18 protein-coding genes are annotated in these 21,471 nt (G+C 43.2%); 7 read left to right on the top strand and 11 right to left on the bottom strand.

Annotation, left to right across the window (positions count from 1 at the left end; all coding sequences use genetic code 11):
* Positions 1-143: 143 nt before the first annotated feature.
* Entirely contained in the window at positions 144-2,189 is a 2,046-nt protein-coding gene (locus L4C32_RS13985) for a TonB-dependent receptor (RefSeq protein WP_428197501.1), read from the top strand.
* Positions 2,190-2,245: 56 nt separating this feature from the next.
* Here the strand turns inward: L4C32_RS13985 and L4C32_RS13980 are convergent, their stop codons facing one another.
* Together L4C32_RS13980 and L4C32_RS13975 are read right to left on the bottom strand one after the other, a co-directional pair.
* Positions 2,246-3,172 (bottom strand): helix-turn-helix domain-containing protein, encoded by a 927-nt coding sequence (locus tag L4C32_RS13980; RefSeq protein ID WP_428197499.1) that lies wholly within the window; start codon positions 3,170-3,172, stop codon positions 2,246-2,248.
* Positions 3,173-3,514: 342 nt separating this feature from the next.
* The gene (locus L4C32_RS13975) at positions 3,515-4,699 is read right to left on the bottom strand and encodes a DUF8605 domain-containing protein (protein ID WP_428197498.1); all 1,185 of its coding nucleotides are present in this window, start codon (positions 4,697-4,699) and stop codon (positions 3,515-3,517) included.
* Between the two features lie 239 nt (positions 4,700-4,938).
* On the opposite strand from L4C32_RS13975, the gene L4C32_RS13970 reads away from it, so the two are divergent.
* Positions 4,939-6,186, top strand: a complete 1,248-nt coding sequence (locus tag L4C32_RS13970) for a uracil-xanthine permease family protein (RefSeq protein ID WP_428197497.1) — start codon at positions 4,939-4,941, stop codon at positions 6,184-6,186.
* 74 nt (positions 6,187-6,260) lie between these two features.
* Here the strand turns inward: L4C32_RS13970 and upp are convergent, their stop codons facing one another.
* A complete protein-coding gene (gene upp, locus L4C32_RS13965; protein WP_428197496.1) occupies positions 6,261-6,887 on the bottom strand; it encodes a uracil phosphoribosyltransferase in 627 nt (208 codons plus the stop codon).
* Between the two features lie 246 nt (positions 6,888-7,133).
* On the opposite strand from upp, the gene purM reads away from it, so the two are divergent.
* Both purM and purN read left to right on the top strand, forming a co-directional pair.
* Positions 7,134-8,174, top strand: coding sequence for a phosphoribosylformylglycinamidine cyclo-ligase (gene purM / locus L4C32_RS13960; protein ID WP_428197495.1), 1,041 nt, complete (start codon positions 7,134-7,136; stop codon positions 8,172-8,174).
* 50 nt (positions 8,175-8,224) lie between these two features.
* Positions 8,225-8,860 carry a phosphoribosylglycinamide formyltransferase gene (purN, locus tag L4C32_RS13955; RefSeq protein ID WP_428197494.1) on the top strand — a complete coding sequence of 212 codons (636 nt, stop codon included), beginning with the start codon at positions 8,225-8,227 and terminating at the stop codon, positions 8,858-8,860.
* Positions 8,861-8,909: 49 nt separating this feature from the next.
* Here purN and L4C32_RS13950 read toward each other — a convergent pair whose 3' ends face one another.
* From L4C32_RS13950 to dauA, 3 genes are all read right to left on the bottom strand, one after another.
* Complete coding sequence (locus L4C32_RS13950) at positions 8,910-9,683, bottom strand: class II glutamine amidotransferase (protein WP_428197493.1); 774 nt, start codon at positions 9,681-9,683, stop codon at positions 8,910-8,912.
* A gap of 15 nt (positions 9,684-9,698) precedes the next feature.
* A complete protein-coding gene (gene lpcA / locus L4C32_RS13945) occupies positions 9,699-10,277 on the bottom strand; it encodes a D-sedoheptulose 7-phosphate isomerase (RefSeq protein WP_428197492.1) in 579 nt (192 codons plus the stop codon).
* A 94-nt stretch (positions 10,278-10,371) separates the two neighbouring features.
* On the bottom strand, positions 10,372-12,075 hold the full coding sequence (gene dauA, locus L4C32_RS13940; protein WP_428197491.1) for a C4-dicarboxylic acid transporter DauA: 1,704 nt from the start codon (positions 12,073-12,075) through the stop codon (positions 10,372-10,374).
* Positions 12,076-12,296: 221 nt separating this feature from the next.
* On the opposite strand from dauA, the gene fadE reads away from it, so the two are divergent.
* Entirely contained in the window at positions 12,297-14,753 is a 2,457-nt protein-coding gene (fadE, locus tag L4C32_RS13935) for an acyl-CoA dehydrogenase FadE (RefSeq protein ID WP_428197490.1), read from the top strand.
* Between the two features lie 59 nt (positions 14,754-14,812).
* Here fadE and L4C32_RS13930 read toward each other — a convergent pair whose 3' ends face one another.
* Genes L4C32_RS13930 through L4C32_RS13920 form a run of 3 tightly spaced genes read right to left on the bottom strand, consistent with a single transcriptional unit; the run spans position 14,813 to position 17,630 of the window.
* Positions 14,813-16,063: a TIGR03503 family protein gene (locus L4C32_RS13930; RefSeq protein ID WP_428197489.1), complete on the bottom strand. Its 1,251-nt coding sequence runs from the start codon at positions 16,061-16,063 to the stop codon at positions 14,813-14,815.
* Positions 16,064-16,074: 11 nt separating this feature from the next.
* Positions 16,075-16,818: a DNA polymerase III subunit epsilon gene (dnaQ, locus tag L4C32_RS13925; RefSeq protein WP_428197488.1), complete on the bottom strand. Its 744-nt coding sequence runs from the start codon at positions 16,816-16,818 to the stop codon at positions 16,075-16,077.
* 50 nt (positions 16,819-16,868) lie between these two features.
* Positions 16,869-17,630, bottom strand: a complete 762-nt coding sequence (locus tag L4C32_RS13920; RefSeq protein ID WP_428197500.1) for a class I SAM-dependent methyltransferase — start codon at positions 17,628-17,630, stop codon at positions 16,869-16,871.
* A 36-nt stretch (positions 17,631-17,666) separates the two neighbouring features.
* Between L4C32_RS13920 and gloB the strand changes: the two genes are divergently transcribed.
* Positions 17,667-18,428, top strand: a complete 762-nt coding sequence (gloB, locus tag L4C32_RS13915; RefSeq protein ID WP_428197487.1) for a hydroxyacylglutathione hydrolase — start codon at positions 17,667-17,669, stop codon at positions 18,426-18,428.
* A 76-nt stretch (positions 18,429-18,504) separates the two neighbouring features.
* Complete coding sequence (locus tag L4C32_RS13910) at positions 18,505-20,118, top strand: lytic transglycosylase (protein ID WP_428197486.1); 1,614 nt, start codon at positions 18,505-18,507, stop codon at positions 20,116-20,118.
* Here L4C32_RS13910 and L4C32_RS13905 read toward each other — a convergent pair.
* Both L4C32_RS13905 and glnB read right to left on the bottom strand, forming a co-directional pair.
* The gene (locus L4C32_RS13905) at positions 20,115-20,972 is read right to left on the bottom strand and encodes an endonuclease/exonuclease/phosphatase family protein (RefSeq protein ID WP_428197485.1); all 858 of its coding nucleotides are present in this window, start codon (positions 20,970-20,972) and stop codon (positions 20,115-20,117) included. The two genes, L4C32_RS13910 and L4C32_RS13905, sit on opposite strands and share 4 nt — an antisense overlap.
* Positions 20,973-21,033: 61 nt before the next feature.
* Entirely contained in the window at positions 21,034-21,372 is a 339-nt protein-coding gene (gene glnB, locus L4C32_RS13900) for a nitrogen regulatory protein P-II (RefSeq protein ID WP_428197484.1), read from the bottom strand.
* Between the last annotated feature and the right edge of the window lie 99 nt (positions 21,373-21,471).

Below are 21,471 nucleotides of genomic sequence, written 5' to 3'. Positions count from 1 at the left end.
CCGAAACGGGTAATGGAAACCGTTTTGGGGTGGTCGAAATTAAACCGTCTGTTGGATAATTAAAAAATAAATATTTTTTAATTAGACAATGGCTATGTAGGCCAACGGATTTTTAAGATCAGAGGGAATTAAAATTGACCAATATGTGCAAGAGAGGATTAACACAAGCAATTCAATTTGGTTTGTTATTAACAACACCTTACATCCAAGCAGAAACGACAAGCACTGATAATGACTCAATGGAAGTCATTGTTGTTTCAGCACAAAAAATAGAACAGAGTAAACAAGATATTCCAGCATCATTGAGCCTCTACTCTGACACTGACATAGAAGAGCTTAATATCAAAGAATCGACTGATATCGCTCAACTCACCCCCGGAATGAACTATTTAAAAGCGGACAACCATACCGCTTACTTTGTTTATCGTGGTATCGGCGGGACCACCACTATGAATAAAATTTACAATATTAATATTGATGGTGTTACTATCCCTTATGTAAATCCAAATATATTATTGGACGCGTCTCAAATTGAAGTTATCAAAGGGGGGCAAGGCTCACTGTATGGCCGAAATACACTTTCTGGTTTAATTAAAGTAGAAACTAGTCGTCCAATGGATGGATATGAAAACTATTTCCAAGTTGATTACGGCAGCTTCAATAGCTACGACATTGAGGCTGCGATAGGTGTTGACACGGGAGAGAACAGTGCCGCTCGTATTGCCGCACAATATAAATCCAGTGATGGTTATTTTGAAAACAGCACACTCAATAGAGATGATACCAACGACAATGAGCAATACTCAGTACATGCTAAATTTGATGCCTACAATACGGATGAGCTGAAAGTTGCCTTTGATTTAATCGCAGATTCCTACGATAGCGGCTTTGATAACTATGTGCTTGGTGGAGGGCTTAACCCAACCAATAACGAACCTGGTTATAATGAAGGGGATTTACTCACCGGTATTTTTACGGTAGAAAAAGAGCTAACCGCAAGTTCCACTTTAACGTCAATAACCAGTTATACCGACTCCAGCTACGGATTTTTGCATGATTGGGATTTCTCTCAACACGATATTAGCTTTGCTGATTTTGATGAATCCACCAAGTCAATATCTGAAGAGCTGCGCTTACATGGTGTAACACAAGGTGATATCGACTGGTTGGTCGGCCTTTTTCTAATGCGCGAAGAGGTGGATACGACTACCAAGGTTAATTTTGGCAGCGATGCTGGAATGTGGCAAATGCCCGCTGGGGTAAAAATGTCGCAAGACAGCTCAATAGAGACCTTAAACGGCGCTCTATTTGGTCAAGTTATCTATCCGTTTGGTGACTTTGAACTAACGGGTCGATTACGACTAGATTACGATAAAAAATCCCTCGATTGGCAGGACAGCAACAGCATGGGTATGCCAACAACGGCATTAAGTTTTGAAGACGATTGGTTTGCCGTTCTCCCTTCTGCTTCTTTCAGCTGGAAACCAAATAACAAGCGGCACAGTTACCTCTCTGTTTCTCGAGGCTATAAAGCGGGTGACTATAATAATGTCATGGTCGAAGCACCACTGGTTAGCAAGGCCGTCGACCCTGAGTACAGTACAACTTATGAACTTGGCCACAAAGAGAGGATTAGCCGTAACGTAGAACTCAACACTGCCGTTTATTACATTGACTGGACCGATATTCAAGTTGATGTGCCTCATCCAAACTACGCGGGCGGTTATTTAAAACAAAACGCAGCTGAAGCGCACAGTAGCGGTATTGAACTTGAATTACTTACAAAGCCAATGAGTGGCTTATCCATCTTTATGAATGCCAGCTACTTGTTTGACTATGAGTTTGATGATTTCTCCAATGGTGCAGGCGGAGATTACACTGATAACAAACTGCCATACACCAATGAATACACAGTGTCTATTGGGTCAAGCTATGGTCAAGCGCAAGGCCTGTTTGTCGGAGCCAATCTTTCATTCTATGGTGATCAGTTCATGAATGAAGCCAATACATTGGAGCATGGCAGCTATACGATATTAAACGCACAAGTTGGCTATCGCACTCATGGTTGGACAGCTTATCTGTACGGGCGTAATTTAACGGATGAAGAGTATTCAACTTCAATGTTTAACGAAGCGAAAGCAGCTGGTGAACCTCGATTTGTTGGGGTAAAAGCCAAGGTTAACTTCTAACTGCAATGCCAGTGAATTAAAGCTCTAACTCACTGGCAACAGAACAAAAAAAGGTGTTAAGAAGTCACTCCCAATTCATGCTGACTGAATTTGATGTCATACATTAACTCACGTCGAGCATCTTTAGGAAGTACGCTATATTGTTTGCGAAAAGCGGTACTAAAGTGACTGAAATTGCTATAACCCAACGCAGCCGCAGTTTCAGTTACATTGTTATTTTTTAATAGTACCATCGCTCGTTTCATACGTTCTTCTTGAAAACAGGCATACACGCTGGTGCCGAACAATTCCTTGAAGCCTCTCTTGAGTTTGCATTGATTAACCCCCACCGTTTTAGCTAATTCAGCAATGGTTGGGGCAGAGCTAAGATCAGATAACAAGCAGTCTTTAGCGATCGAAATCTGCCGCTTTTCACGAGTAGAAAGAAACTCTTTAGAGTGTGATGTTTTAAGCGCATGCAAGTGCCAGTAAAGATATTCTAGAATCGCAGAATGCAGTAACAGTGGATGTTTAACTTGTTGCTTCAATAGGGCAATAACACGGGTAACCACTGAGCTCATTTGCTGACTTGAACGCCCCTGTCGAATAAAGAACGCCATGTCTTTATCAAAATCGATCTCGGCCAACTCTTCTCCAGCTAATGAATAGAGAACCTCTGGGCGAACCATAATCTCCAAATTGCAAAAGTCAGCACTATCTTGAACATGGAACACCTCTCCATCAGTGAAGCCCATATTGATATAGCCGCGTGTACAGTTAAGAGTTTTATTTTTCACTCTTGCATTGAAATGTCCCTCAATAAAGTAGTTTAAATGAATGTAATCCTTATTGCTTGGCAATGGCGATTCAGTATCCATTTTTTCCATATCAGCACGAGAGAATAAACCGACAGTCAATCCTGATTGAAGCTCGATAAAGTTCATCATCTCGCTCTGTTCAAAATTAAGATTATCAACACACCCTTCTTTCTCATTAGTACGCATCTATGCTTAGTCCTTTCCGTAGCATCCTTGCGAGATAGGAGATGATGCTGCAACTATTCAAAACAAGGAAATAATTTACTTCTGTGTGTAAATATTATCCTGTTAAATATACCATGTAAATGATAAAGATTATCATTCGCTTTATTTGAAGGAGAGGGGGGGGAGGGGAGTATTTTGGATTAGGCCGATAGGGAGTAAAATTACGCCCTAGTCTACATATCTCCAGCCTTTTTCATCTGATCTTTGAAGTGGGCAATAAAGTTTGACAAAAAGACCCCCAATAATTGGAGTCCAACTATTAGGGGTGATTTCACAATACGGTGCGCTTTTTATGAAAATTACTTATCCGTTCCAACGATAAGAGAGTGACGCTGCTTGCGGATCATCTGGTTCTGCCACCAGAACCTCACTCTCGATGATTTCGGTGGTTATCGCAGGTTCAGCGGCGGACGTCACCGGCTCATTCAAGGTATAACTCGCCTGGTCATCAACGACGGGATCTGGCTGAACGTCAATCACTTCCACTACCACTTCTTCAAGCTGTGATACATTAGCAAGATCTTGTTTAAACTCAGCAACAGAGGTTAACAGATCGATGTTAAATACGACCGAATCTCCAGTGATCGAGTCAACTTGTAAGCTTGCCACCGAACTCAACGCTTTTAATTGTGTCTCTAACTGGAAAAAATCTTCCGTTGACTGGACATTCATCACAGAGATTAAGGTTGATTCCGCAGACTCTCCGCCTAACTGAATACCGTGCTGATCAGCAAGATAATCCGATACGTCGTTAATCATCCTAGCGGTTGCACCCGCCGCACTTCCCTTGGCTGCCCCCTCAATTGGCCCCTTTTTACTCATCACCATACTTTGCGGTTTTTCATCAAAAAGTGTCCAACGAATGGTGTTGTTGTTGGGCCCATGATTAATCACTTTGACCAATAATACGGCCCCCGTATCGTAGCGTTGACTCGCCGACGCGATAGGCTCAACAAACCCTCCCCATAAATCAGAGATAGAGATTGAGGTGACATCATCAAAATCGCCTACGGGTATAATAACGGGTAGACCACGCTTATCGGAGCTTCCCTTGATGTAAGAGGTAATCTCAGAAGATGACTGCTCCCAGACCACTTTACGAGCGCGGTATTTTTCTTCAACAATCCAAACCAACAACTTATTACGTGGGGTACTCCAATAGGAGGACTTAGCTTGCGTTAACAGGTGTTTAATCTGCTTACTATTAAAACTTAATTTCAGCGAAGGTTGCTCATTAATCTCACCATAACTTAACTGCGAGATATAACTGCTGTTTTTTGAGAGCGCTTTTTTTATGATCTCATTGTTGGCAATGTCTCTGCTTCCAGAAACTTTAATTAATACGTTTTCGAAGGCGGCACGTTTAGCATCTCTTTCAGCGCTATCACTGTCTGCAAGAAGCACTTCAGTTTGATAGAGCCCAGTTGAGGCGGCAAAAGTAAAAAAGCTTCCCATTAAGAGAAGTAACGTCAAAGCAGTACGCAGCATATTCAATCCATTTCAGTAATTCTACTGTTGGATCATAAGCGGATATTATTGGTGGAGCAATAGCTCTGTATCGACGGGGATCTAATTTACAAAACAATTGATAGTTTATTGCATAGCCAATTGCTCTATTCATTCACAAATAACACCATATTATTTTTTAAATTTATGAAAGTTACTTATAGGGGTGCTAAGATTCGGCGGTTTACCTCAACTATCGACTTTTTTAGGGATTTTTCACCATGCTAAACATCTTACAAGGAGTCCAGATGCTATTTGTTGCATTCGGGGCTCTGGTTCTTGTTCCTCTCCTTACCGGTTTAGATCCTAACGTGGCTCTATTTGGTGCCGGTATTGGTACTCTTATCTTTCAAGTCATTACCCGCCGCTCTGTTCCTATCTTTCTTGCCTCCTCTTTCGCTTTTATTGCTCCTATTATGTATGGAACCCAAACATGGGGAATTGCTGCCACCATGGGTGGATTAATGGCTGCTGGTGCCATGTATGTATTGATGGGCGCATTAATTAAGGTGAAAGGCGTTGGTATCATCCATAAGCTACTTCCCCCTGTCGTCGTTGGCCCTGTGATTATGGTGATCGGTTTAGGTTTAGCACCTTTAGCGGTCAATATGGCGCTGGGTAAAACAGGAGATGGTTCAGTACAGCTCGTTGATAGTGACATTGCCTTATGGATCTCTTGTGCCTCTTTAATGACCGTGATTTTAGTCAGTGTGTTGGCGAAAGGGTTTCTCAAGTTAATGCCAATTGTGTCAGGTATATTTGTGGGCTATAGCATGAGTCTCTACTTTGGTATTATTGATTTCACGCCAGTTGAACAAGCGGCATGGTTTGCTATCCCTAACTTTACCTTCCCTGAATTCAACATTAACGCCATCTTGTTTATGATCCCTGTCGCCATCGCGCCGGCGGTTGAGCACGTCGGTGATATGTTGGCTATCTCTAATGTGACCCGTAAGGACTACCTTAAAAAGCCTGGCTTACACCGCACTATCGCCGGAGACGGATTTGCCACCATGGCAGCTTCTATGATGGGTGCACCACCTAACACCACCTACAGTGAAGTAACAGGCGCAGTGATGTTAACCAAAGCGTTTAATCCTGTCATTATGACATGGGCTGCAGTCTCAGCCATTATATTAGCCTTGGTTGGAAAACTTGGCGCTACGCTACAGACCATTCCAGTTCCTGTAATGGGCGGTATTATGATATTACTGTTCGGTTCAATCGCTACTGTGGGTTTAAACACGCTAATTCGTAATAATGTTGACCTACATAAATCTCGTAACTTAGCCATTGTCGCGGTTACGTTAGTCTTTGGTATTGGTGGAATGGCTTTTGGAATTGGAGAGTTTAGTCTTCAAGGTATCAGCTTATGTGGAATTGTGGCTATTTTCCTGAACTTAATTTTACCAAAAGATTTTGGTGATAATCACATTGTTGATAACGCCCAAATCGAAGATGAAAAATAACACTGATAAAAATTAAATAAAAAAACCGGTTGGTAGACTCAACCGGTTTTTTACATTTTTTGTTCTGTTATTGACTATTTTGTGCCAAAAATCTTATCACCCGCATCCCCAAGGCCTGGGATGATGTAACCTTTGTCATTCAACTTCTCATCAATCGCTGCGGTATAAAGCTCAACATCTGGGTGCGCTTTTTTCAGTGCTTCAATGCCTTCTGGAGCAGCAACTAAGACTAAAACTTTAAATTGATGACACCCTTTCTCTTTAAGCAGATCAAGAGTGGCGATCATTGAGCCACCTGTCGCTAGCATAGGGTCAACAACCAGAGCGATACGTTCATCGATGTGCGAAGCCAGTTTGTTAAAGTATGGAACTGGCTCAAGTGTCTCTTCATCACGGTAGATACCAACAACACTAATTCTTGCGCTTGGAATGTGCTCTAACACACCGTCCATCATGCCTAAACCTGCACGTAGAATCGGAACCACTGTCACCTTTTTACCTTTAATTTGATCCACTTCTACTGGGCCATTCCAGCCCTCAATAACCACACGCTCAGTTTCAAAATCAGCTGTTGCTTCATAGGTTAATAAGCTACCAACTTCTGTCGCTAATTCACGGAAACGTTTGGTACTAATATCACCTTCACGCATTAAACCGACTTTATGCTTTACCAGTGGGTGGTTAACTTCGACAACTTTCATTTTCAACTCCGGTTAAAATTTAACAAAACCCCCAGATTATACACTATCACAGGTCCTTTGAGCGGATGATGTTGTGCTATTTACGCTCCATTTATTGATTTCTAACAATAGATACGAAATCAGTTTCAAAATAATTTCTAACAAGCTTACGCAAACGTTTTCCTTTTTGCTTAATCTGCTGTTAGAATGGCCCCGATTTTTCAAATCCAAGCTGTGAATTAATCCAACCAATGACGAGGATTCCCCGTGAGTGGTAACAACTCTTCTTTAAGCTACAAAGACGCCGGTGTTGATATTGATGCAGGTAACGCGCTAGTTGACCGTATTAAAGGTGTAGTAAAACGTACTCGCCGCCCAGAAGTAATGGGTGGTATAGGCGGTTTTGGTGCCCTGTGTGAACTGCCTACGAAATACAAACAGCCAGTACTGGTTTCTGGTACCGACGGTGTTGGTACTAAACTACGTCTTGCAATGGACCTAAAGAAGCACGATACCATTGGTATTGATCTTGTAGCGATGTGTGTTAATGACCTCATTGTGCAAGGTGGTGAGCCTCTATTCTTCTTAGATTATTACGCAACAGGTAAACTGGATATCGATACGGCCGCTTCTGTCGTAACTGGTATCGGTGAAGGTTGTTTACTGGCCGGTTGTTCACTCATCGGTGGCGAAACGGCAGAAATGCCAGGTATGTATGAAGGTGAAGACTACGACGTTGCAGGTTTCTGTGTCGGCGTTGTTGAGAAAGAGGGCGTTATCGATGGCACTAAAGTGGCTGCTGGTGACGCATTGATTGCGGTCGGTTCAAGTGGCCCGCACTCTAACGGTTACTCTTTAGTTCGTAAGATCATTGAGGTATCTAATGCCGATCTTAGCAAAGAACTTGAAGGCAAACCTGTTGCCGATCACCTCATCGAGCCAACTAAAATATATGTTAAATCAACACTAAAATTGATTGAACAGCATGATGTACATGCTATCTCTCATATTACCGGTGGTGGTTTTTGGGAAAATATCCCACGCGTTCTTCCTGAAGGAACAAAAGCGGTTATTGATGGAAAAAGCTGGCAGTGGCCTGCTATCTTTAACTGGCTTCAAGAGAATGGCAATGTTGACACCTACGAAATGTATCGCACATTTAACTGTGGTGTTGGATTGGTTATCGCACTGCCAAAAGCACAAGCGGCACAAGCTGTTGAGCTGCTAAATGCTGAAGGTGAAAACGCTTGGGTTATTGGTGAAATTGCCAATGCTAAAGATGGCGAAGAACAAGTGGCTATTCTTTAACGTTAAGTCGACTCATTGATAGCAATCGCAAACCTAAAAAGGACAACGTAGTGAAGAAAATAATTGTCTTAGTTTCTGGCGGTGGGACCAACTTACAAGCGATCATTGATGCTTGTGGTAATACCATCTCAGAGGCTCAGGTTTGTGCAGTTCTCTCTAACCGTGCTGACGCATATGGTTTGCAGCGCGCTTTAGATAATGGTATTGACGCTCATTTTGTCTCCCCAAAAAGACACGATACGAGAGAGGACTATGATGAGGCATTAGCTAAAATCATCGACCTCTATCAGCCAGACCTGATTGTTCTAGCCGGCTACATGAGAATTCTGAGTGGTCGATTTGTTCAGCAGTATCAGGGGCGAATGATCAACATTCATCCCTCTCTGTTACCAAAATACACAGGATTGCACACTCACCAACGGGCTATTGATGCCGGAGATAAAGAGCATGGTACCAGTGTGCACTTTGTTACCGAAGAGCTTGATGGTGGCCCGGTTATTCTTCAAGCAAAAGTGCCCATTTTTGCGGATGATAACGCGGATGATGTAGCGCAACGCATTCAAGCTCAAGAGCACCAAATCTACCCTTTAGTCAGTCAATGGTTTACTCAAGACAGATTAGAGATGAAAGAGGGGGTTGCCTATCTTGATGGCAAAGCACTGCCAATTTCTGGGTATGCCAGCTAACTTTGCTAAGCAATAAAGATAAAAAATGCGACTTAACCGTCGCATTTTTTTATCGTCCGCTGATCAGCTCACCGTGATGGAACAACGCAAATTCACCGGGCTGCATTTTATGCCACTCTTCATCCTCTGTAAGCGGTTGAGTCGCCACAATAGACACCACATCTTTAGACGTAGTCTCTTTCTGGAAGTCAATGGTAACGTCTTCATCAATCAGTGACGCTTGACCAAAAGGTGCTCGTCGGGTTATCCAGTGCAGGTTATTGGTGCAGTAGGTCATCACATACTCTCCGTCACTGAGTAACATGTTGAACACACCCAACTCACGCAACTGATCGCAACACTTTGCCACGTATTCAAACATGAGCATCATATCCTGAGGCGGTTCTGGGTACTTCTCTTCTAGTTGTTTTAATAACCAGCAAAAAGAGAGTTCACTGTCCGTTTCACCCACAGGTCTAAACCGACCGGTGTTGTGTCCTTCGTAACCGCTCAACTGCCCATTATGAGCAAATGTCCAATAACGCCCCCATAGCTCTCGCGTAAATGGGTGGGTATTCTCCAAATTGACACAGCCTCGATTAGCTTGCCTTATATGGCTAATAACGGCTTTGCTTTTAATCGGATACTCTTGCACTAATTGAGCAATTTTTGATTTACAACTTGGATTAGGATCCTTAAAAGTACGAAAACCTTTGCCTTCATAAAAAGTAATTCCCCACCCATCTCTGTGCGGTCCAGTATTCCCCCCTCGTTGGACTAATCCTGTAAAACTGAAACAGATATCGGTGGGGACGTTAGCACTCATCCCGAGTAATTCGCACATTGTTGTTCTAAACCTCTACGCTTCCATCTCTTTTTCAATCAATTGAATAATGATGTGGATAATTTTGATGTGGATCTCTTGAATACGGTCAGCATAACCAAAATGAGGGACGCGGATTTCGATGTCGGCCAAACCCGCCATCTTGCCACCATCTTTACCAGTGAGCGCGATGGTTTTCATCCCTTTCTCTTTGGCCGCTTCTATCGCTTTAATGATATTCGCTGAGTTACCAGACGTTGATAAACCGAACAGAACATCCCCTTTCGAACCTACTGCTTGAGTATAACGAGAAAAGACATGATCATACCCAAAATCATTGCTCACACAAGAGAGGTGACTAGGATCGGAGATCGCAATGCCAGGATAACCCGGTCGGTTTTCACGGTAACGCCCTGTTAACTCTTCAGCAAAGTGCATGGCATCACAGTGTGAACCACCGTTACCACATGAGAGCACTTTCCCCTCTTGTTTAAACGAATCTGCAATCATCTTAGCCGCCGCTTCAATGTTCTTTAAATTGGCTTCATCAGCCAGAAAAGCGTTTAGGACTTCAGCAGCTTCGGTTAATTCTGAACGAATCAAATCTTGATACATGAGCAACTCTCTATCTGTTTTATCAATGTAAAGGATGCAAAATGATCCTTAGATTGCATCCAGTTTACATAGAAAACCCTAAAAGTTCAGGCCTCTAAACAGAATTTTTTTGACCTAGGGAGAAAAGATGATCATCAAACTGTGAATCTGATTCACAAATCTCGACATTTGCGATGTTATTTACTCCTACCTTCAGCAACTTAGTAAATAAATGAGGCTTAACATGAGTGATCAATATCCGCATATTGGATAACTCTTCTATCAACTCTTCCAGTGCTTTAATAGCACTGATATCGATAGCGGTCACCTGCTCAAAATCAATCACCACCACCTGGCTATTGATCGGTGTTTGTTGCGCCAATGATTTAATTTTATCATTAGCGGCAAAAAAGAGAGGCCCCTCTAAGCGATGGTACACCAACGCATTCTTCGCCATCTCATCTCTGTTGATCACTTCACTGCTGGATGAGGTGATATCCATAGAGCGCTGAATGAACAGTAAGCAGGCTAACGTCATCCCTACACCAACGGCAACCACCATGTCAAACACCACCGTTAAAGTAAAACAGGTTAGTAGTACCGCTACATCACGTTTAGGGGCCACTTTAACCAACTTAATAAAATGCGGCGCTTCAGACATATTCCAAGCCACCATCACTAAGATACCCGCTAACCCAGCCATAGGAATGTAGGAGAGAACAGGGGCCAATATCAGCATCGCTAATAAGACAAATATCGCATGCACCATGCCAGCTACAGGCGTTAACCCACCAGCACGTATATTGGTAGCCGTTCTGGCTATTGCCGCGGTGGCAGGGATCCCACCAAAAAGTGGCGCCACAATATTACCCATCCCTTGTGCAACTAACTCCCCGTTAGAGTCGTGCCTAGTTTTGGTCATACCATCCGCAACCACAGCACATAGTAGCGATTCAATTGCCCCTAACATTGCAATGGCTAATGAGGCTGGTAATAACTGATAAATAAGATCCATACTGATGACTGGAAAACTGAAACTCGGCAGCTGCTGAGGAATGCCGTTGCCGACAACACCATCAAGAGTAAAGTGAAATTGACTCCCCAAGGTTGAAGTAGCCCCCAGTCCGCTCCCCGTCATTGCCACTGCTAACAGTGTCGCGACAGTCAGTGCAACAATATGCGCTGGAACTTTACTCGTAAACTTACTCCACCCAATGAAGGTGAGGATAGTAATAATACCGACAATCGCATCCAATGGATTGAGGGTGGGTAACGCTGAACCGTAAACCTGCACTTTATCGAAAAAGTGCAAGGGTGAGCTAGCAAGCTGTAACCCCAGTAGATCTTTGAGTTGCAGAAAAGCGATCACAAAACCAATACCGGCAGTAAAACCTATGGTCACAGGATACGGTACAAAACTGATCACTCGCCCCAGTTTAAGCATCCCCATGATAATCAGAATCACCCCTGACATCATAGTGGCCAACATCAACCCGCCGAATCCATACTGTTGGACGATCGGCAGCAAAATAACCACAAATGCAGCCGTTGGACCGGTGATATTAAACCGAGAGCCGCCAAACAGAGCCACTAGAAAGCCGGCAACAATAACCGTATACAACCCATGCTGAGGTGGCACCCCAATGGCAATTGCCAGTGCCATTCCCAGCGGAATCGCAACGACACCAACCGTAATTCCAGAAACAATATCTTTACGCAGAGAAGCGGCGTTATACCCCTCCTTAATGACACCTCGAAGAGCGTGACTCAATAACACAATAAACTCCTGCCAGTATTGGCAATGATAAATAGAACCCATCGCAGTATACGCCTGCTAATGTCAGAGCCAATAGCATTCCATTAATAATTTTATAAAGTAAATCTTTTCTTATTTCATTCTCACAATTAGAGCTTTTACGTAAACGAGATCACTTTTTCATCAATTTCGTAGCGAATATGTTTACTTTTTGTTAAAAAAAGGCTTAACTTAAGCAACTGGTAAGACCTCATACCAATTGTTGAATTATTAAGGAGAGACACATGGCACTAGGATTTTTGTTACTCACGATGGTCATAGCAGCAGGTTTGCTGGCTTATCATCGAATTGGCCTAAAGGTATCCACCGCATCATTAGTTGGAGTCATGTTGGTGGGTATGGCGTTAGGAGTGGTAGGAGTCTATGGCGTCGCTCTATTTGCTATTGTTGCATTATTCTTTAATCTCCCTTCACTGCGACAAGTGCTTATCAGTAAACATGTACTTGCTCTGTTTAAAAAAATTATGCCAGAAATGTCACGTACTGAAAAAGAGGCGATAGACGCAGGTACAGTCTGGTGGGAAGCGGAACTGTTTAAAGGAAAGCCCGATTGGAAACAACTTCGTTCTGTTCCTAAACCAACATTAAGTGACGAAGAGCAAGCCTTTCTTGATGGCCCCGTTAATGAAGTGTGCCGTATGGCTAACGACTACCAGATTACTCATGAACTTGCTGATCTGCCTCCTGAAATTTGGCAATACTTGAAAGAGAAAAAGTTCTTCGCAATGATCATTAAAAAGCGTTATGGCGGGTTAGAATTCTCTGCCTACGCGCAATCTTGTGTGTTACAAAAATTAACAGGAGTATCGGGCGTACTGTCATCTACCGTGGGGGTTCCCAACTCATTAGGCCCTGGTGAACTACTGCAACACTATGGAACCGAAGAGCAGTGCGATCACTACTTACCAAGATTGGCGCAAGGAAAAGAGATCCCCTGTTTTGCACTAACGAGCCCAGAAGCGGGTTCTGATGCGGGTTCTATTCCTGATTACGGGATTGTCACTAAAGGTGAGTGGCAAGGTGAAGAAGTGCTTGGTATGTCGATTACTTGGAACAAGCGCTATATTACCTTGGCGCCTATTGCTACCGTTCTAGGGCTGGCATTTAAACTGCGCGATCCAGATGGTCTATTAGGCGACACCAAAGAGCTAGGCATTACCTGTGCGCTCATTCCAACCGATATTGAAGGCGTTGAGATAGGTCGTCGTCACTCTCCACTCAACGTACCCTTCCAAAACGGCCCGACTAAAGGCAACAATGTCTTTGTCCCTTTGAGCTTCATCATAGGCGGCGAAAAAATGGCCGGACAGGGTTGGCGTATGCTGGTTGAGTGTCTGTCCGTCGGTCGTGGTATCACACTGCCTTCAAATTCAACGGGTGGGCTTAAGAGTGCTGCACTCGCCACCGGCGCTTACGCTCGCATCCGACGTCAGTTCAAATTGCCTATTGGTAAAATGGAAGGGATTGAAGAGCCACTTGCTCGTTTAGCCGGTAATGCCTACGTAATGGATGCAGCAAGCAGTCTGACTGTTGCTGGTATCGATCTTGGTGAGAAGCCTTCGGTTATCTCTGCCATTGTTAAGTACCACTGTACCCACAGAGGTCAACGTAGCATCATTGATGCTATGGACATCGTTGGAGGCAAAGGGATCTGTATTGGCCCTTCTAACTTCTTAGCGCGCTCATATCAAGGCTCTCCTATTGCGGTGACCGTAGAGGGAGCGAACATTTTAACTCGTTCAATGATCATTTATGGTCAAGGGGCGATACGCTGCCACCCTTATGTATTAAAAGAGATGGAAGCGGCTTATGCACCAGATAGCCATAAAGCCAATGTAGAATTTGATGGTGCACTATTTGGTCATATTGGTTTTGTAATCAGTAATCTAGTCCGCAGTTTATGGCTAGGCATCACCGATGGTAGAGGCTCAGATACCCCTAAGGTGGAGCACACTCGTCGTTACTATCAGCAACTTAATCGCTACAGCGCTAACATGGCACTGCTTTCCGATATTTCGATGGCAGTACTGGGTGGAAGTCTCAAAAGAAAAGAGCGTCTATCAGCCCGATTAGGCGATCTGTTAAGTCAACTTTACTTGAGTTCAGCTACCTTAAAACGTTTTGAAGAGGAGGGCTGTAAAGAAGAGGATCTGGCCTTAATGCAGTGGGGGTTACAAGACTCACTCTACCAAGCTGAACAAGCGATTGTGGAGCTATTAAATAACTTCCCAAATCGTCTTGTTGCCACCGCAATGAAGGTCGTACTATTTCCAACAGGATTAAAGCGTCGTAAACCTAGCGATCAACTTGATGGTCAAGTGGCGAGAATCATTCAAACGCCTTCCGCTGCTCGTTCACGCATTGGTCGCGGTCAATTCTTAGAGCCAAGCCCGTTCAATCCGGTCGGGAAAATCGAACAAGCACTTGTCGATATCCTTGCGGCTGAACCTATCTTTAATAAGATATGTAAAGCGACGGCAACTAAGCACCCATTTATGCAGCTTGATAAGATTGCCGATATTGGCTTGGCTGAAGGCTTGATCTCTAATCGAGAAGCGGATCTATTAAGAAAAGCGGAACAGGGTCGATTAGAAACCATCAATGTGGATGACTTTGAATTCGATGCTTTAGCCGCCTCTCCCGCACCACTCTATCAACCAACGGTAGATAACGCGGCATAGTGAACCGTTGATTCATCAGTAAAAAGGGAAGCGAATGCTTCCCTTTTTTGATCTTTACACTATGGCAGAGATAGCGTCTCCTCTTTCTCTTTCTTTCGGCTTCTCAATTTACGCCAACCAAAAATCCCTATTACCACAATAAGAATAATGAGGACATTACCGATAACGATAGAGAGGTAAGTTTGCAATCGAGCCTCTTCCTTCTCTTGCTGTAAACGAAGTGCTTCCGCTGCTTCTCTTTCTGCTTGTAACTTGGCTTGGTACTCTTTTTGTGTATTGGAGAAATCGGAAAGATCAACCACGCTGTAATTTTGTTGCTTTAACGGAAAGATAATCTCTCTTTTTGATACTTTATCGGTAACGTAAATCTTCCCTTGCCAACTGTTTCTTCCGAGTGCATTAGAGTTAGGCAGTATCAATTGCAGTTTATTGGTGCCTTTTTCTGACTGACCTTGGTTGATGGTCACTTTGCCTTTAGGGTCTATCTGCTCAATATGTGCCATCAAGCTCCCCTCTTCAAAAATGCCATTTTCAGTATCAATAAACAATTTATGCGGGTCCTGTTTCTCTCTTGATTGTGCAAAACGGACTTGAATAGGTGTCGGGTAAACCAGAACATCTTGTTCTATCGCTCTTAAAAACACCTCATTATCCGATTGAATTCGAACATGGTATTTCCCCGGCAGAACCGCAACAGACAGAGCAACGGTAAAGACACCATCTCCAGCACGCTCATCAAGTCCAGTGCCATCATCAGCAAAGGTTCCAAGCACTGTTGGTATCGGTTTTTGACTTTCAGGAATTTGATCTTCATTGGGTACAAAACGTGTCATGGTGACGGTCAGATTCACCTTATCAAGCAGGTTTTTTAAGATAATGGGTTGGCCATCTTGAGCTAAACGCGCGGTAAATTTAATGCTCTCCGTCGCGTAAATTTTAGCCGGAAGCTTATCAATATTCATGGTGAGATTAGAAAGCACTTTTATCTTGTTATCTGGGGTCACTTTCCCAATCGCCTGCCATGGTCCCGGCATTGGTTGATCAATGGAGATAATATCCACGCTGCTCTCATCCAACCAAGCCACGTTATCAGGATGTTTCCATGCATAGTACTTCACCCCATCAGGGCGCACTAATACCACAGGTTGTGAGACGTCTTCTCTATGAATAACAAAGGTAACTTGAGAGACAGTGGCGTCCACTCTAAAGCGATTATCCAGCCAAGACATTTGAGTCCCATCTTGTGACCAGCTAATTGCCGAAAACAGTAATGTCCCCATCAAGCTTATCTTTGTTAACCAGCCCCACATACCGTCCCCTTTTATTGTTCTGATTGACGCCATAAACTAGGGCCACTTTTTTCCACAATATCTAAACGCGATTCATGCGCTTCTATTTCATCGGCTGAGGCATGAATAATCTTTAATGCTTTATCCCCTTTAATCACTCTTTTTATCTGATTTGCATCGCCAGAATCATTTTGGGACTCGCCAAAACGCATTAAGGTTTGGCCGCCGGTCATTAACAGATAGACGTCGGCTAGAATTTCAGCATCAAGTAGAGCGCCGTGCAGGGTACGATGGGAGTTATCGATCCCATAACGGTCACAAAGGATATCTAGGTTATTACGTTTGCCCGGAAACAGCTTTTTCGCCATATCCAAGGTATCAGTGATTTTACAAAAATCGGACGTTTTACCGACGGATGCATTGAGCTTACTAAACTCATAATCCATAAATCCCACATCAAAGGGGGCGTTATGTGCAACCAATTCTGCACCTTTGATGAAATCAAGAAATTCTTGATGAACCTCTCGATACATAGGTTTATCAACCAAGAACTCATCGGTGATACCGTGAACATTGATCGCCGCATCATCGATCAATCGATCAGGTTTGATATAGACATGGAAGTGGTTACCGGTTAATTTTCGATTAACGATCTCCACCGCACCAATTTCAATAATACGGTGCCCTTCCCAAACTGGTCCACCCTCTTGGTTCATACCCGTGGTTTCGGTATCGAGAACAATAATGCGATTACTTTGGTTGTTTTCAGAAGTCATAAGTACAAATAAATCAGCGTTAAATAAAGTGTAGGTGTGAATAATAACAGTTAATCACCCGCTTTAAGCTTCGATTTCCACTTTAAAGCGTGTCCGGTGCGATAATTTACCGAAACGGGAGAGAAACTTCTCTTGCGGCTGAGTGCTTTTTTGATTGGATTAAGCGGATAGGTTCGTTTTCTTGCCACAATAAAATAGAGCCCCCCTACCGATGAACCACATACGCCAACTTGATTCTCCAACCAAGTCCAACACGTTTTATGTTTGGTAAGTGGCATCACAGCAAAATTCTCTTGATGCACCACTTCATAATTGAGCAGACTCAACCAATCTTTCACTCTAAAGGTGGTAAACATTCGGCCACTCCATGGAAGATTATTTTTTCTCCAAGGAAACAAACTTGCTACCCCAATCGCACTAAAAGGGTTAAAGCCACTGATGAGCAGATAACCATCATTGATTAAGACTCGGTCTGCTTCTCGTAACAGTTGATGTGGATCGCTACAATAATCCAGTTGATGACTTAATAGACAGACATCAAACATCTTCTCTTTGAACGGGAGGTTAAGGGGATCGCCGATAATATTTTTGTGTTCATTTTTGTCATCAAGACAAACTTGGTGTTTAATATTACATTGATTGGTGGCGAGCTCACTGCTTAATCCACCCAGTTTTAGCATGTGGTACCCAAATAGTTTTGGCGACCACTCATCAACTCGAGACTGAAGCAGCTCTGCAATCCACTCCCCATTAGTGATCTGTTGCCACGAATAGGGTTTTTTAACGATGTGGTTAATTCGTGCAGGTTTAATCAATGCAACAACTCTCTAATTTAATGGAGCTAAATTATGCTATCTGTCAAAAGCATACCTGTAATGAACGATAATTACATCTGGTTGGTGCACAATAATGATAAGCATTGTGTCGTCGTTGATCCCGGTGTTAGCCAACCTGTTATCGAGCATATTGAGAACAACCAGTTAACCCTCGATGCTATTATAGTCACTCATCACCACTATGATCATATTGACGGTATTCCAGACCTACTACAACGTTTTCCAAACATTCAAATCATAGGTCCAAGATGTCACTCGATTCCCACTCTAAACCAAACCGTCACAGATGGACAAACGATCGCATTATTAGGTGGTAATTTTTCTGTGCTCGCCCTGCCAGGACATACTCCAGAGCATATAGGTTACCTCTGTGAAGGGAACCTTTTCTGTGGTGATGTGCTCTTTTCTGCCGGTTGTGGACGTTTGTTAGGGGGAACAGCCGAACAGATGCATGCCTCACTGCAAGTATTAAGCGACCTACCCAATAACACCAACGTTTACTGCGCTCACGAATATACAGCTACAAATGTTGAGTTTGCTTTAGCGGTAGAACCTAATAACGCTGCGTTGATTGAATATAAAAAGAGAGTCACTGCACTGAGAAATGACCAAAAGATAACCCTACCAACCACCATTGCATTGGAGAAGAAGATCAATCCATTTTTACGCGTCGAAAATGAAAATATCCAACAGTTGGTGGCGACAAAAATCAATTCTGAGGCCTCTCCCTTAGACACTTTTCGTTATCTACGGAACTGGAAGAACGAATTTTGACCTAGGCCCTTGTCACTGCCCTATTAAGACAAGTATCATCTGGCCCCTAAATATTATTGCTTTGGTGTTATAAATTTTGTTATTTAAATTAAAAATCTACCTTGCTGCTGTTTTTCTTCTTGCTGGTTGTCAACTAACGCAGCCAAAGAGCGACTCTCCAACGACAACAGAAGCAAACCAAGGGGTGTCACAATCGGAGTCTCCGGCCTCACCTTCAGACGACATTAAGTCGTCTGACCGCGTTAACACCTCCGATAATATTGAACCGATCCAAATGGTGAGCTTACCTCTCGTTATCTCACCACAGCAGCAAGCGGATTTATGGGATCGTATTGCCATGCAGCTTGAACTGCCGGTCGCGGATCATAAGTTAGTGGATTATTATCGAGATTGGTACATCAAGCACCCTAACCACCTTCGCACCGTCTCTAAACGCGCGACCCCTTTTCTCTACTTGATTACTGAAAAAATCGAAGAACGAGGACTACCAATGGAGTTGGCATTATTGCCAGTCGTTGAAAGTTCATTTGATCCTTTTGCTTATTCTCATGGTAGTGCTGCTGGTTTGTGGCAATTTATTCCAAGTACAGGAAAACGATTTGGTTTAGAGCAAAACTGGTGGTATGACGGCCGTCGTGATGTGGCAGAAGCGACAGATGCAGCCCTTGATTTGATGGTATACCTAAATAAAAAATTCGATGGTGATTGGTCTCATGCTGTGGCCTCATACAATAGTGGTGAAGGCCGCGTATTCCGTTCCATTAAGAAAAACAAACAACAGGGGAAGCCGACTGACTTTTTCTCACTATCTCTACCCAAAGAGACCAGCGGATACGTACCAAAGCTCATGGCATTAGCGGATGTTATTAAGAACCATGAACAGTACGGTGTCGATCTCCCTTTCATCGCCAACGAACCCTATTTAGAGATGGTCAATCCAAAAGAGCAACTAGACTTGGCCATCGCTGCTAACTATGCTGATATGTCGATCAAAGAGCTACAAAGTTATAACCCAGCATACAATCAGTGGGCTACATCACCGGATGGGCCTTATCACCTACTGCTACCGATTGAAAAAGTGACAACCTTCACCACCAATGCAGAGAAATACAAAGGTAATGGTGTAAAGGTCATTCGTTATAAAGTGAAATCAGGCGATACGCTGAGCCAACTGGCCGTCAAAAACAATACCACCACCAGCATAATCAGACACACCAACGGTATTGATAGCAATAGTATCCGTGTTGGAAAGTACATTCTTATCCCTACGTCATCTAAAGGGAATAGCCAATACGCGCTTAGCGCCCCACAACGATTAGAAAAGCTACAATCTAAGTCGAAAGGAAAGTACAAAGTCTCTCATTCAGTGAAGAGTGGTGAGAGCTTATGGACCATTGCGCGTGACAATAACATCTCCTACCAAGAGCTTGCCAAATGGAATGGCATAGCTCCCAAAGATTCGTTAAGAGTGGGCCAGAAACTGGTTGTGTGGAAGAACAATAAAAGCGGTGCGATTATCCGTCCTGTTTTCTATACCGTCCGCTCTGGTGATTCTTTGAGTGTTATCGCATCTAAGTTCAAAGTGTCGGTATCCGACATCATGAAATGGAACAATATCAAACGCAGCTCTTTAATTCGTCCAGGCAAGAAATTAAAACTCTATGTCGATGTGACCAAGGTAAGCGTTTAACCCTGGTTGATCGTAAAAGTGACTATCATCGGATTATGATCAGAAGCATCAGAACGTGGTGCTTCTGCCATTTTTAAACTCAGCCCTCGATAAAAAACATGATCTAACGCGATGTTATTGATGATAAATTGACGGCGATGATCTGGAGCGAACTGAGCCTCAACCAAGTTTAATCCCTGCATACTCTTCTTAAGCGTCTGCAGTCTTACCTCGCTCCAACTGTTAAAATCCCCAGCAATAATCATTGGACCATGGTGCCTATTAAGCTGCTCACTTAACTGTTTTAACTGCTGCTGGTACTCTTGTGTTCCAAAGGTAAAATTAATCGCGTGAATATTAACTACCGCCAATACTTCACCATTACTTAATGCGTAATACGCAAGCAGCGCTGATTTGGGTAACATTAACCATGGCTCCACCTCAATATAGGCACATATCGATGTCGGTGATGACGTGGATAAATTCAGCACCCCCGTTGAGGTATCGAAAGCATCAAAAGCACGAACTGACTTGGCTGTAAAAGGAGAGTCAGAAATAAACTGTTTTAGCTTAGGAGTAATGCTTGCCTCTTGCAAAAGTACCAATTGTGTCTGGCGGCTTAAATGAGAGAGTTCTTCAAACCAATTACCTTGTTGCTGTTTATATATATTCCATACCAACAAGGCGAGCTCACCATTCACATCGAGAGCTCCTTCCTTTCTGTTACTCTCTTGGTAGCAGCGTTGCACCGCTTTCGTGGAGGGGGCTATATTGAGCAGCTGGGCTTGTTTGGGGACCGTAAATATCCATTGAAATGCAGCCACTGTAGTAGCTGTAATCACTAATAGTGCTGTTAGGGTGTTTTTATAACGCATTTGCCCTCTCCAGAAACCAAAAAAGAGCTTTCGCTCTTCTTTATATCGACTTGATTACAGACTAAATTGCTTCTTCGTCTTCTTCACCAGTACGAATACGCACAACTCTTTCAACGTCGAAAACAAATATTTTGCCATCTCCAATTTTACCGGTTTGCGCCGTTTCGATAATGGAATCTACGCACTGTTCAACCATCTCATCAGCAACAATGATCTCAAGTTTCACTTTAGGCAAAAAGTCCACCATGTACTCAGCGCCACGGTATAACTCAGTGTGTCCTTTTTGGCGACCAAAGCCTTTCACTTCAGAAGCGGTCATTCCAGTAATGCCAACTTCAGCCAGAGCCTCACGAACATCATCCAATTTAAATGGCTTAATGATGGCTTCAATTTTCTTCATTTTAATCCCTTACTCTTTGTGAATCGATACTCTTTTCACATTATCCATCATATTCTATGCAGATCCAATGAATTATTCTCTTGCTCTAAATAACAAAAA

This window comes from Aliivibrio kagoshimensis, assembly GCF_050337105.1.
GTDB lineage: Bacteria > Pseudomonadota > Gammaproteobacteria > Enterobacterales > Vibrionaceae > Aliivibrio_A > Aliivibrio_A kagoshimensis.
This window is presented reverse-complemented; position numbering and strand designations above follow the sequence as displayed.

Excerpts from the sequence above, each read along its gene's own strand:
- L4C32_RS13975 (WP_428197498.1), bottom strand. The coding sequence starts at position 4,699 with ATGCTGCGTACTGCTTTGACGTTACTTCTCTTAATGGGAAGCTTTTTT.
- L4C32_RS13980 (WP_428197499.1), bottom strand. The coding sequence starts at position 3,172 with ATGCGTACTAATGAGAAAGAAGGGTGTGTTGATAATCTTAATTTTGAA.
- fadE (WP_428197490.1), top strand. The coding sequence starts at position 12,297 with ATGGCACTAGGATTTTTGTTACTCACGATGGTCATAGCAGCAGGTTTG.
- upp (WP_428197496.1), bottom strand. The coding sequence starts at position 6,887 with ATGAAAGTTGTCGAAGTTAACCACCCACTGGTAAAGCATAAAGTCGGT.
- L4C32_RS13930 (WP_428197489.1), bottom strand. The coding sequence starts at position 16,063 with ATGTGGGGCTGGTTAACAAAGATAAGCTTGATGGGGACATTACTGTTT.
- lpcA (WP_428197492.1), bottom strand. The coding sequence starts at position 10,277 with ATGTATCAAGATTTGATTCGTTCAGAATTAACCGAAGCTGCTGAAGTC.
- L4C32_RS13905 (WP_428197485.1), bottom strand. The coding sequence starts at position 20,972 with ATGCGTTATAAAAACACCCTAACAGCACTATTAGTGATTACAGCTACT.
- L4C32_RS13950 (WP_428197493.1), bottom strand. The coding sequence starts at position 9,683 with ATGTGCGAATTACTCGGGATGAGTGCTAACGTCCCCACCGATATCTGT.
- L4C32_RS13970 (WP_428197497.1), top strand. The coding sequence starts at position 4,939 with ATGCTAAACATCTTACAAGGAGTCCAGATGCTATTTGTTGCATTCGGG.
- gloB (WP_428197487.1), top strand. The coding sequence starts at position 17,667 with ATGCTATCTGTCAAAAGCATACCTGTAATGAACGATAATTACATCTGG.
- dnaQ (WP_428197488.1), bottom strand. The coding sequence starts at position 16,818 with ATGACTTCTGAAAACAACCAAAGTAATCGCATTATTGTTCTCGATACC.
- dauA (WP_428197491.1), bottom strand. The coding sequence starts at position 12,075 with ATGGGTTCTATTTATCATTGCCAATACTGGCAGGAGTTTATTGTGTTA.
- glnB (WP_428197484.1), bottom strand. The coding sequence starts at position 21,372 with ATGAAGAAAATTGAAGCCATCATTAAGCCATTTAAATTGGATGATGTT.
- L4C32_RS13985 (WP_428197501.1), top strand. The coding sequence starts at position 144 with ATGTGCAAGAGAGGATTAACACAAGCAATTCAATTTGGTTTGTTATTA.